Genomic DNA, 13,706 nt, shown 5'->3' with positions numbered 1-13,706 from the left:
CGTGATTTTAGATATGTCAACATTACATTTTTAAAATCAACAATTAACCAATAACAAATCAATTTATGAGAAAATTTTTACTACTCAGGCATGGGGGGCCCTCCCGCGTGCAATGGCCGCCCAGTAAATGGGGCCAAAAAGTAACATTAGTTGTATTCTCTATCATGAGCTGCCTGCTTTTTTCGCTTGGTGCATCTGCACAGGTGAAGGTGACAGGAACGGTAACTGATACCACGGGCGAAGCGCTAACAGGCGTTGCCGTACGTATTAAAGGCTCGCAGGGTGGATCAACAACTGATGTAAAGGGACAGTTTAGCTTAACTGTACCTACTGCCAACAGCGTGTTGGTATTAAGCTATATTGGCTTTGCCACAATGGAATTTCCGCTAAACGGGCAAACAAGTATCAGAGTGCGGCTAAAAGCAACTAACTCATCACTGCAAGAAGTTGTAGTAACAGGTTATGGTTCACAAAAAAAGGAATCCATTACGGGCGCTATTTCCAGCGTAACCAGTAAAGATCTTGATCGCGTGCATGCCGGTTCAACGGTGAGTACGGGTTTGGCAGGTAAAATTCCAGGTGTAACTTTCAGAATGTCTGAAGGCAGGCCTGGAGCAAGCGCCAGCATCCAGATCCGTAACATGGGGTCGCCGTTGTATGTAATTGACGGCATCCAGCAGGATGAAGGCCAATTTAACAACCTTGCACCAAACGATGTGGAAAGCATTACCGTATTGAAAGACGGCTCGGCAGCTATTTATGGTGTACGCGCGGCAAACGGTGTTGTGGTGGTAACCACTAAAAAAGGTAGCGGCGATGCGCGCATTAATATTGATGCCTATACCGGTTACCAAAACTGGTACAGGTTCCCGAATGTATTAACCAACTCGTACGATTACATGCGTTATCGTGCAGATGCTGAGGTGAACACCAACGGCTCAACCAGCATTACACAAGCCGAACTTGACAAATACAAAGCAGGTACCGAAAAAGGCTACCAAAGCTTTAACTGGCGCGATTATGTTTTGAAAGCGAATAACAATGCGCCTCAAAACTCTGTTAACGCCAACTTTACCGGTGGCACCGATAGGGTTAATTACTACGTTTCAGCAACCAACTTATTCCAAAATTCACAATTAGGCAAAGAGTATAAGTTTAACCGCTCAAATATCCAATCAAATGTTTCGGTTAAAGTTGCGGCTGGTTTAAAAGTTAGCCTGAATATCAATGGCCGTATAGAAACCCGCGAAAACCCGGGTGTACCTGGTGGCGATGATTACTTCCTGGCAAGGTTTGCGGTATTAAGGAATACACCTTTGGAACGCCCTTACGCTAACGATAACCCTGCTTATTTGAACGATATAGGCCATACCGAATCAAATTACGCGTTCCTGAACGACAAACTTTCGGGTTTATACCACAGCGACTGGCGCGTATTGCAAACCAACTTTGGTGCCGAATATCAAATTCCCGGCATTAAGGGTTTAACAGTTAAAGGTTTGTATTCATACTACATAGCCGATTATTTGCTGAACAACCAGGAGTATACCTATAATGCTTACACCTACAGGCCAGCTACCGACACTTACGATGTAACAGGCGGCAGTACCAACCCATGGAGAGAGCGTGAACAACGTAAGGAGTTTGCAAAAACCTACCAATGGCAAATAAACTATAACAATACCTTCGGCAAGCATACCGTGGGCGCTACGTTTGTATCTGAGCGTATCGAACTTCAGCACTTGCGCAACTGGATCCACGCATCGCCGGTTTCAAATAACCTACCGCTTATTTATTTCCCAACTGCCGATACTTACCAGGATAGTGATGATAAAGAAGCTCGTATCGGTTATATCGGTCGTATCAACTATAACTACGACAATAAATATTATTTAGAAGCATCTGCAAGACGTGACGCATCGTACCTTTTTGCGCCTGATAAACGTGTGGGGTATTTCCCGGGTGTATCTGTTGGATGGAGGATTACCCAGGAAGGCTTTATGAAAAGCTTGCTTGGCGATCACAGTGTGCTGAATGATTTGAAAATCAGGGGATCATACGGTGTGTTAGGGGACGATAGGAACCTGATTTCGCCTTACTCATATTTACCTGGTTACAACTACAATTCGGGTACTGCTATTATAGATGGCAATGCGGTGGTTACATCAAGGGATAAGGGTATAGTAACAACCAATATTTCATGGTTAAAAAGCAAGATAACCGACGTTGGTGCCGACTTTAGCTTCCTGAACAGCTCCCTTACCGGTACTGTAGATTATTTTTACAGAAAACGTACCGGTTTACTGGGTACCAAAAATGATGTGATTTTGCCAATTGAAGTTGGTTACGGGTTACCGCAGGAAAACACCAGCAGCGATTCGCAACAGGGAGCGGAAATTTCCCTTAACTATAACGGAACCATTGGTAAAGCGACATTTAATGTTGGCGGTAATTTTTCATACAGCCGTCAAAAAAATCTTACCTCGTACAACCCGTTGTTTTATAACTCGTGGGACCAATACCGTAACTCAACCGAAAACAGGTATTCGCACATCGACTGGGGCTACCAGGTTATCGGCCAGTTTACATCAATTGACCAGATTAACAACTACAAAATCAACAACGATGGAAAAGGCAACCGTAGCCTGTTACCGGGCGATTTAATGTATAAGGATCAAAACGGTGACGGTAAAATTGACCAGTACGACGAAAGGCCTATTGGTTATGGGTACGGCACGCAGCCTAATATAAACTTTGGTTTCACTCTTGGTGCAGCTTACAAAGGTTTTGATTTCCACGCCGATTTCTCGGGCGGTGCAGGCTATACCTGGTTCCAGAACTGGGAAACGAGGTGGGCGTTCCAAAACAACGGTAACTTAAATACCATTTTTGAAGACAGGTACCACCGTGCCGATCCATTTGATATTAACAGCCAGTGGATTCCCGGAAAATACCCCGCAAACAGGATTAATCCGGGTTTTGGCTATAGCAGCTACTCGCTTAACGGGCAAAACAATTCATCGTTTTGGTTGCATAGCGTAAGATACCTAAGGGCAAGGACACTTGAATTGGGTTACTCGTTACCAACCAATTTGTTAACAAAGGTAAAGATCAGGAAGGCAAGATTTTATGTTAACGCATACAACATGTTTTCGTTTGATAACCTGAAGCAATATGCGGTTGATCCGGAAGTAACGGATGATAACGGGCTTCAGTTCCCTCAAAGTAAGGTCCTTAACTTCGGTGTTAATTTAACCTTTTAATTAATCCCTTAAGTTTAAATTCAATGAAAAAAATAACTATAATAACTACGTTTGCGGCCCTATTAATTACGGGATCATGCAAAAAAGATAGCGAATTTTTGAATGTGCCGCCCAAGCAGATAGTAACGGCAGATGTGGCATTTTCAGATCCAAACCTGGTGCTATCTATCCTGGGCGATTTATATAATCGTGTGGTTGATTTCTCGGGCCTTGATAACGGATGGGCTTCGTTTGCTGACTTTAGCGAATCGTTCCCATCAGAAAACGGCAGTTCGTACTTTGTACAACGTACCGGCTGGGGTTACGGTGAGTGGGGAACCTGGGACTATACATACGTTCGCGATTTAAACCTGTTTATTGACCGTGCAACAGCGGCAACCAAACTAACCGCCGATCAAAAAAATCAATTCATTGCCGAAGGCAGATTTTTACGTGCCCAGTACTATTTTGAACTGGTAAAACGCATGGGTGGTGTGCCATTAATTACCAAACCGCTTGACTACGATTTTTCTGGCAACGTAGTACCTTTACAGGTAGCCCGGGCCAAGGAATCAGAAGTTTATGATTTCATCATCAGCGAGGCCGAAGCCATTAAAGGTTTGTTGCCTGCAAAAGTTGAAGAGAAATCAAGGGCAACCCCTGGTGCTATTTTAGCCATGGAAGCAAGGGCAGCATTATATGCAGCTTCTATCGCCAAATATGGCGCTACTACGCCACAGGTTTCATTACCAGGCGGCGAAGTGGGTATACCTGCAAGTATGGCTACCGGTTATTATACGAAAGCCCTTGCAGCTGCCAAAGCTATAATCAGCGGCAGTGCAGGTAATTACAGCTTATACAAGCAATTGCCAGACCTGAGCGATAACTTCGCTAATATTTTTCTTGACAAAACAAGTACAGAATCAATCTGGGTTGAGGACTTTAAGGCCAACGGTGGTAAAACCCATGGTTTTACCACAAATGATCAGCCTTATTCAATATCTGACGAAGGTTTGGATGCAGGCCGGTTAGATCCGTCGTTAAACCTGGTTGAAGCGTACGAAAAACTGGATAATACCTATGCGCCAATCGCAACTAAAGACGGCTCTGGTAACCCTATTTACTACGATAATCAGCTGGATGCTTTTGCTGGCAGGGATGCAAGGTTAGCAGGCACAGTATTATTGCCAAACGGTTTATTTAAAGGTAAACGTACTGATGTTTGGGCTGGTTACCAGCTGGCTGATGGCAGCATACTTACCAGCGGCGATGCTGTACAACTTAAGCCGCTTCCGGGTACAACTACGCCGGTACAGGTAGTAGGTAAGGATGGGCCTGTTAACGGTTTAGAATTCAGAACGCAAACCGGTTTCTATGTTCGTAAATATCTTGATCCAACAATTGGTTCCGGTCGTCGTGGTCGTGGTAGCGATGTTAACTTTATTCGTTACCGTTATGCCGAGGTGTTGCTTAACGGTGCCGAAGCTGCTGCCGAGTTAGGCGACTACACAACAGCATCAACCTATATTAACCAGGTACGCGCAAGGGCAGGCCTTAATACACCACTGGTGTTAACAGCCGCTAACTATTTTGATCGCATTGTACACGAGCGTAGGGTAGAGCTGGCCTTTGAAGGACATACCTTGTTTGATATGAAACGCTGGAGATTGGCAACCGTAGTATGGGATGGTAATCAAATGACCGTTACCGACCTGGTTACCAATATTGGCCAGGCGGCTAAACGCAACACACAACCATTTGGGTTATGGCCATATAAATATTACAACCCCGGCAATGCCAATAATGGTAAATGGCTGTTTAAAGAAGTTAAACCAAGTTCTGTAACAGGTGCAAACAGGTTCCAGTTAGGTAATTATTATTCACAAATTGGTGATAATGTATTATCGGCTAATCCTAAAATTGTTAAACAACCAAATCAATAGTATTTATTAAACTACGATCATGAAAATAAAATTTCATCATATCATCATAGCACTCTTGCTTACAGCTACGGGTTGTAAAAAAGATAATTATGCTGCGCCATCCGCAACATTTAACGGGAGGTTAACCTATAAGGGCGACCCTGTGAATGTGGAGTATAACCAGGTGCCTTTCAACTTGTATCAGTCCGGTTTTGGAAAATTAGCGCCAATAGTAGGCACGTTTGACCAGGAAGGCAATTATTCAACTTTGCTTTTCAACGGTAACTATAAATTCACAATTCCTGCAAATCAGGGCCCGTTCATGTGGAAAGAGTTATCTGCCGGCAAGCGCGATACCATAGCGGTGACTATAAGCGGCAATAAAACCATGGATATTGAGGTAATGCCATATTACATGGTGCGAAATGCCAAAATAACCGCCGCAAGTAAAACAGTTACGGCTACTTTTAATATCGAAAAAGTAATAACCGACGCCAATGCAAAAGGCATTGACAGGGTGAACCTGTATATCAACAAAACCCAGTTTGTATCGGGCGGCGACCAGGTAGCTTCAACACAGCTTAACGGATCGGATATTACCAGCTTGAGTAACATCAGCATGAGTGTTGGTATCCCTTCGCTGTCACCAACACAAAATTATGTATTTGCCAGGGTTGGTATTAAAATAAGCGGAGTTGAGGATATGATATTCTCGCCTTTAGTGAAAGTGTCCTTCTAAGTTAATAATTGGTTCGGGGTCGTACTGTACGGTGCGGCCCCTTTTTTCAATGCGTTAACTTTTAGTATCAGGTACCTAATGTGACGTATCGAAACTTTTAATATTATGCTTATGCAACAGTATTGATACCAGCAGTAATTGTGTGATGCTATACATTTGCCAAAGCCCTGATACTTACTACTAACTACTTGATGCTTTTTATCTCTTAATATAACGAATGAGAAAATTAAATTTATGCCTTGCGGTTTTTACTGCGGCCTGTTTATCGGCTAATGCGCAGCAAAGTAGCTGGCACCTTATCAAAACAAAAATAACAACACCCTGGGCCGACAAGGTTGACCCAAATGCACCGCTGCCCGAGTATCCGCGTCCGCAGCTGGTAAGGGGTAACTGGCAAAATCTGAATGGATTGTGGGATTACGCCATAGTGCAAAAAAGTATCGCAGGCCCTGCCAGGTATGAAGGTAAGATATTGGTTCCTTTCGCCGTCGAGTCTGCCCTTTCGGGCGTTGGCAAAACGGTAGGGAAGGATAGCATGTTATGGTATAAAACTACCGTCACACTTAATAAAACATTAAAAGGCAAAGATGTATTGCTACACTTTGGCGCTGTTGACTGGCGTACCGAAGTTTTTGTAAACGGTGTAAGCGCCGGTAAGCATGAAGGCGGTTTCGACCCCTTTACATTCAATATCACCCCTTATTTAAAAGGCGGTGCAAAACAAGAAATTAAAGTGAGCGTGTGGGACCCAACAAATGACGGCCCGCAACCACGTGGTAAACAGGTTAAAAGTCCCGAAGGGATCTGGTATACGCCTGTAACCGGTATATGGCAAACAGTTTGGCTGGAAGGCGTTGCCAAAACGCATATCGAAGCCACCAAACAAACCCCCGATATTGATAATCACACGCTAACGGTTTCGGCCGAAGTAACCGATGGCCAGCCCGGCGACCTATTGAAAATAACTGCGTGGGATGGTAAAACCAAAGTAGACGAAAAAACAGTTGATGCAGGCGCTGACGCTGTATTGAATATAAAGGACGAAAAATTATGGTCGACAACAGATCCTTTCCTGTACGATTTGCAGGTGGCTGTTATCCGCAAAGGCAAGTCGGTTGATGAAGTGAAAAGCTACTTTGCCATGCGCAAAATTTCTCTTGGTGCCGATGCTAATGGCGTGCAACGTATGTTGCTAAACAACAAGTTTGTATTTGAATACGGCCCGCTTGACCAGGGCTGGTGGCCCGATGGCTTGTACACCCCGCCAACTTACGAGGCCATGAGCTACGATATTGACCAATTAAAAGCAATGGGTTTTAACATGATCCGTAAGCACATTAAGGTTGAGCCCGCCCTCTATTATAACTATTGCGATAAAACAGGCATGCTGCTTTGGCAGGATATGCCAAGCGGCGATTTGGGTAACCACTGGGAAAACCGCCCCGGCGTGTTAGACGGCCAAACCGATCAGCAGCGTACGCCCGAATCTGAAGGTTACTACCGCAAGGAGTGGAACGCCATCATCAACTCATTATACAACTACCCCTGCATTGTGGTATGGACACCTTTTAACGAGGCCTGGGGACAATTTAAAACGGTTGAAATTACAGAATGGACAATGAAAAAAGACCCGTCGCGGCTGGTGAATAGTGCAAGCGGTGGTAACTTTTACGATACCGGAAATATTGTTGATTTACATAACTACCCACACCCCGCAATGCCGCGCCCTGAGATTTTTGGTAAAACCAAAGCCGTGGTACTGGGTGAGTTTGGCGGCCTTGGCTGGCCTGTTGACGGGCATACCTGGCAAGCTAACAAAAATTGGGGCTATCAGAACTTTAAAAATGGCGACGACCTGCTAAAACGTTATATCACGTTTACCGATAGATTGCAGGAGCTTATAAAACTTGGCCTTTCGGCTGCAGTATATACGCAAACAACCGACGTAGAAGGAGAGGTTAACGGTTTTATGACTTATGATCGTAAAGTGATTAAAATGCCTGTAGAATTGTTACACAAAGAAAACGTGAAACTTTACGATCCGGCGTTGGTGAAATAAATGATAGGAACGATTTAGCGGCGACTGAAGTCCGCTCAACAGAGAGGACTTTAGTCGCAAAGTCTCTTTTTAGAGTTAATATAAAAAGAAGTTGTCATTTCGATAGAGCGAGCGTAGTAATGTGTGGGGAGCGAAAGAGAAATCTTATACGCCCTGCATTCCGCGAAGCATGTGCAGAGCAAGTCGCATAGGATTTCTCCTCGTACCTCGTTCGAAATGACATCGTTTATTATTGTTCAAGCGATATTTACATAGAGTAGCAGCCTTTTGAGAGAACTGAAGAAGGCCAAATAGTTGCAAATAATATATTTCACAATGAATAATATGAATAGAGTAGGCAAAGTGATCTGCTTGACTGTTTTAGCAATATGCGGCAGTGTTTACACAGCAGCGGCGCAAGCAGTAAAGGCATCGGTAATAACAAAGGTTAATAACCAGCAGGTGAACGCCAATTACATTAATAACCGGGCGCCGTTGCAGCACGAATATTTTACCAAACTGCCGGTAGGCAGCATTAAAGCAGGTGGCTGGCTAAAAAAAGCGTTGGAATTACAGCGCGATGGCCTTACCGGTAACCTGGGCGAAATAAGCGTTTGGCTATCAAAAACCAACAATGCCTGGCTAAATAAAGAAGGTAAAGGCGAATACGGTTGGGAAGAATTACCTTACTGGCTAAAAGGCTACGCCAATATTGGCTATATGCTGGGCGATCAAAAGATTATTAAAGAAGCCAAATTCTGGATTGACGCGGTATTAAATAACCAGCGCGATAACGGCGATTTTGGCCCGGCCCGTACCAATAAAGGTAATCGCGACCTATGGACAAACATGCCTATGCTTTGGTGCCTGCAATCGTACTATGAATACTCTAAAGATCCGCGGGTTATCCCCTTCATGACCAAATATTTCAAGTACGAGTTATCGGTACCGGACGACCAGTTTTTAGAAGATTATTGGGAAAATAGCCGTGGCGGCGATAATATGCTGAGTGTTTATTGGTTGTACAACCGCACCGGCGATAAATTCCTGCTGGATTTGGCTGCCAAGCTGGATAAAAATACTGCAAACTGGCGCCAGGCCAATAACCTGCCCAACTGGCATAATGTAAACGTAGCCCAATGCTTTCGCGAACCGGCAACTTTTTACCTGCAGAGCCATGATTCAAAGGATCTGGCCGCTACTTATAACGATTTTAGCCTTATCCGTAAAATATATGGCCAGGCACCCGGCGGCATGTTTGGCGCCGATGAAAATGCCCGCAAAGGTTATGATGACCCACGCCAGGCCGTAGAAACCTGTGGCATGGTTGAGCAAATGACATCAGATCAAATGCTTTTAGGATCAACTGGCGATACCTTTTGGGCATCCAATTGCGAGGATGTGGCATTCAACACGTTTTCGGCGGCCTTTATGCCCGATTATCGTTCTTTAAGATATTTAACTGCACCAAACATGGTGCTTAGCGATGGCAAAAACCACAGCCCCGGCATTGCCAATGAAGGTCCGTTTTTGATGATGAATCCTTTTAGCAGCCGCTGCTGCCAGCATAACCATGCCGCAGGCTGGGTATACTATGCCGAAAATAGCTGGATGGCTACCCCCGATAATGGCATAGCAGCACAGCTGTATACCCAAGGGCAGGTATCGGCAAAAGTTGGCAAAGGCGTAAATGTAAATATTGTGGAAACCACTAAATATCCTTTTGAAGACGAGGTGAGCTTTACGGTAAATGCGTCAAAAACTATTGCTTTTCCGCTTTACCTGCGCATCCCTGAGTGGTGTAAAGCTGCATCGGTAAAGGTAAACGGCATCCCGGTAAAATTGAGCTCAACCACCGGCGACTATATCAAATTAGCTAAAACCTGGAAAAACGGCGATAAAATAACCCTGCATCTACCTATGCAACTAAAAGTACGCCAGTGGGAGCAAAATAAGAATAGCGTGAGCGTAAATTACGGTCCGCTAACTTATTCGCTCAAAATTGATGAACAATACACCAAGGAGGATAGCCGTACCACAACCCAGGGCGATTCGCACTGGCAGCCTACGGCCGATCCGCAAAAATGGCCATCGTTTGAAATTCACGCCGCATCTGATTGGAATTATGGTTTGGTAATTGACCAGGAACATCCTGAGAAATCAATTGAAATTATTCATCGTGCATGGCCAAAGGACAATAATCCGTTTACAAATGCTAACGCCCCCATTGAGTTAAAAACAAAAGGTAAACAAATTCCCGGCTGGGCAATTGATCAGTATGGCCTTTGTGGTGTGCTGCCTCAAAGCCCGGTTAAAACCAGCCAGCCAACAGTTAATTTAACATTGGTGCCCATGGGCGGGGCAAGGTTAAGAATTTCGTCGTTCCCGGTAGCAGAGTAAGTATACCAGCTAATGAAAGGCTTTAAATTTATAACAGCATTCACCGCGTCGGTAACGATGTGTTTAACGATTGTGGCTCAACCTAAGGACGGGGCTATCACAATGCAACCACCATCGCCACTGTATCGCGACCCCATTTATGATGGTGCTGCGGACCCGGTATTGGTTTTTAACCGTGCCGAAAAGGAGTGGACGATGCTGTATACCCAGCGCCGGGCAAATGTACAAGCGCCGGGTGTGGCCTATTGTTATGGCACAGCCATAGGTGTAGCCGTATCAAAAGATCATGGACATAGCTGGGTATACAAAGGCGCGTTAAATTTGGAACACGAACAAGGCCAGAATACTTTCTGGGCTCCCGATGTTGTTTACCAAAACGGCGTTTACCATATGTTTGTAGTTTATATCAAAGGTGTTTACAGCCAGTGGGGCGGCGATTCGCACCTGGTACATTACACCAGTAAAAACCTGTGGGACTGGAAATATGAAGGCCCCCTTCATTTGCCCGATCATAATATCATCGACCCAACGCTGATAAAACTGTCCGACGGAAAATGGCACATGTGGTATAAAGATCAAAAGCTGAACAGTATAACCATGACAGCCCAAAGTACCGACCTGGTGAATTGGAAGGTTGACGATAAACCAGCAATAGGTGGGCGTGCGCACGAAGGGCCCAAGATATTCTGGTTTAAAAACTTTTACTGGATGATAACCGACGAATGGCAGGGCCAGCGCGTTTACCGTTCAAAAGATGCGCAAACCTGGGAACACCAGGGGTTGGTTCTGGATAAGCCCGGTCATCGTAACGAGGATACGCCAACCGGTGCCCATGCCGATGTAGTGTTGAGTGGCGACCATGCTTACATCATTTATTTTACGCACCCCGGCCGTAAAACACATGGTGATGACGGCGAATTGGATAAGGACGGGGCATACTCATACAGCACCAGGCGCACATCTATACACGCTGCCGAATTGAAATTTGACGGCAATACGCTGGTGTGCGACAGGGATAAACCTTTTAATTTTTGGCTGGCCGATATTGTAAACTGACGGATGATGAAGATGGGAATAACAAAGATATGGCTTGTTGGTATGTTAATTCCGCTGATGGCCTGCGGACAAGAAAAAATGCCTGTGAAAGTAAGTGATCAGGTGGATATCGCGTGGGATCAGTCGACGATAAAACGGGTATCTGCACGTGGTGGCAACTATGCCCGTGCCATACAACTCAGTAATGGTCATCTGCTTTGTGTTTATGAAGGCGACGGCGGGATACAAAGTACCGTAAGTACCAACCTTGGCGAAACCTGGCTTGCCCCGGTAAAAGTGGCTTCATCGGTTCCGGGTGTTAATATGGCCGTTCCTGATATTTTGGAACTGAAAGACCACTCGCTGCTGGTATCCTATAATCCCCGGCCGCACAAAGTAAATGGCGTGGCAGATACTACTAAACACTTCGCCATCATCACCAAAAAAAGCTACGATGAAGGTAAAACCTGGACAGATGAGCGTTTGATATACCAGGCCGGCTACCGGTTTGAGGATGGTTGCTGGGAGCCGTCGCAATTGCAGTTGCCATCCGGAGAAATTCAGTTGTTTTACTCAGACGAGGGCATCTTTACGCAATCGAATGAGCAAAATATTTCGCTTTTCAGATCGTACGATGGTGGCCTCAGCTGGACAAAGAAACCTGAGATTGTAGCATTCACACCCGGCCACCGCGATGGGATGCCTGTGCCTGTTTTGTTAAAGGGGGCAGGTGAGATAGTGTTTTCCATTGAAGATAATAGCGGCGGCCAGTTTAAACCCTCCATCATTCGCAACAGCATTGCGCAAAACTGGCGAAAAACCGTTGGCCCTGGCGATGCGGAACGTACTTACGCACTTACACCCGGGTTGCCCCAGGCGGTTTATGCCGGAGCGCCTTATTTGCGCCAGTTGCACAGCGGGCAAACTATTCTATCGTACCAAAGCACACAAAACCGGGATAATAACGGCGATTTGGCCTGTATGCAGGTGGCTGTTGGTGATGATAATGCTAAAAACTTTAAAAATATGAGCACGCCATTTAACGTACCTTTAAACAAGCATGGTTTGTGGAATTCGCTGTGTGTGCTTAATGATGATACCATTATTGCCTTAACATCAACTGATGCTTATGGCAGCAACGCTATCTGGATGATAAAAGGACATTTGACCAATAAAAAATTGAATTAAACTATTAAACACTTATACATGCAAACTAAACTAAAAGTATTGGCCATCGCTTTAATAATGCCATTGAGCATGAAGCTATCGGCCCAGCAAAAAGCAACGGCAGCCGTTTGGAGCCCGCAAAAAGCCAACGCCTGGTACGCCAAAAACCAATGGCTTGTAGGCAGCGATTTTATAACCAGCAACGCCATTAACCAATTGGAAATGTGGCAGGCCGATACCTTCGACCCGAAGACTATTGATAAGGAACTGGGCTATGCGCAGGGTATTGGCATGAATGTAATGCGGGTGTTTTTGCATCACCTGGCCTGGCAGCAAGATCCAGCCGGCTTTAAAAAGCGAGTGGACGAATACCTGGCCATATCCAGCAAACACGGCATTAAAACCATGTTTGTATTTTTTGACGATTGCTGGAACAAGGTGCCAAAAACAGGTAAACAACCCGAGCCAAAACCTGGCATCCACAATTCAGGCTGGGCGCAGGACCCCGGCCAGCCGGCATCCGAAGAGATGGCTAATTCTCCGGTACTGGAAAAATACGTGAAGGATGTATTAACCACTTTTAAGGCAGACAAGCGCATATTACTTTGGGATTTATATAACGAGCCAGGCAACTCCGGTAAAGGGAACAAAAGTTTGCCGTTGCTTAAAAACGTATTTAAATGGGCCCGCCAGGTAAACCCAAGCCAGCCGGTAAGCGCAGGCGTGTGGTCATGGGGATTAGAGGATTTAAACAAGTTCCAGGTAGCTAATTCAGATGTAACTACTTATCACGATTATTCGCCGGTTGATGATCACCTAAAAACTGTTCAATTCCTGAAAATGATTGGCCGCCCTCTAATCTGCACCGAATATATGGCCCGCCCGCGTAACAGCACATTTGCAACCGTATTGCCTATGCTGAAAAAAGAAAACGTAGGCGCCATAAACTGGGGCTTTGTAACCGGCAAAACCAATACCATTTATGCCTGGGATACCCCGATGCCCGATGGCGCCGAACCAAAACTGTGGTTCCATGATATTTTTCACAAAGATGGCACGCCATATAAAACTGAAGAAACAGAACTGATTAAAAGCCTGACAGGACGGGGGAAATAGATTTCAGATGTGCAGATTTCAAATGTGCAGATTATGAGAGACCCGTG

General features: G+C 45.1%; 8 protein-coding genes. All 8 read left to right on the top strand.

Annotated features, from left to right (window positions below):
• The first annotated feature begins 65 nt into the window (after positions 1 to 65).
• Positions 66 to 3,263, top strand: a complete 3,198-nt coding sequence (locus tag ACFGVS_RS05480) for a SusC/RagA family TonB-linked outer membrane protein (RefSeq protein WP_439697795.1) — start codon at positions 66 to 68, stop codon at positions 3,261 to 3,263.
• 23 nt (positions 3,264 to 3,286) lie between these two features.
• Positions 3,287 to 5,185 carry a RagB/SusD family nutrient uptake outer membrane protein gene (locus ACFGVS_RS05475; RefSeq protein WP_439697794.1) on the top strand — a complete coding sequence of 633 codons (1,899 nt, stop codon included), beginning with the start codon at positions 3,287 to 3,289 and terminating at the stop codon, positions 5,183 to 5,185.
• A 19-nt stretch (positions 5,186 to 5,204) separates the two neighbouring features.
• Entirely contained in the window at positions 5,205 to 5,903 is a 699-nt protein-coding gene (locus ACFGVS_RS05470) for a DUF3823 domain-containing protein (protein ID WP_274213601.1), read from the top strand.
• Positions 5,904 to 6,120: 217 nt separating this feature from the next.
• A complete protein-coding gene (locus ACFGVS_RS05465; protein ID WP_439697793.1) occupies positions 6,121 to 7,962 on the top strand; it encodes a glycoside hydrolase family 2 protein in 1,842 nt (613 codons plus the stop codon).
• 315 nt (positions 7,963 to 8,277) lie between these two features.
• Positions 8,278 to 10,341: a beta-L-arabinofuranosidase domain-containing protein gene (locus ACFGVS_RS05460; RefSeq protein ID WP_439697792.1), complete on the top strand. Its 2,064-nt coding sequence runs from the start codon at positions 8,278 to 8,280 to the stop codon at positions 10,339 to 10,341.
• A 12-nt stretch (positions 10,342 to 10,353) separates the two neighbouring features.
• A complete protein-coding gene (locus ACFGVS_RS05455; protein ID WP_439697791.1) occupies positions 10,354 to 11,397 on the top strand; it encodes a family 43 glycosylhydrolase in 1,044 nt (347 codons plus the stop codon).
• Between the two features lie 12 nt (positions 11,398 to 11,409).
• A complete protein-coding gene (locus ACFGVS_RS05450) occupies positions 11,410 to 12,564 on the top strand; it encodes a sialidase family protein (protein WP_439697790.1) in 1,155 nt (384 codons plus the stop codon).
• Positions 12,565 to 12,582: 18 nt separating this feature from the next.
• Positions 12,583 to 13,659, top strand: a complete 1,077-nt coding sequence (locus ACFGVS_RS05445; RefSeq protein WP_439697789.1) for a cellulase family glycosylhydrolase — start codon at positions 12,583 to 12,585, stop codon at positions 13,657 to 13,659.
• Positions 13,660 to 13,706: the final 47 nt, after the last annotated feature.

Origin of the sequence: Mucilaginibacter sediminis (assembly GCF_051903035.1) — a bacterium.
In the GTDB taxonomy this organism is placed as follows: Bacteria; Bacteroidota; Bacteroidia; order Sphingobacteriales; family Sphingobacteriaceae; genus Mucilaginibacter.
Note: the sequence above shows the minus strand (reverse complement) of the source record. Positions and strands in the feature narration are given on the sequence as shown.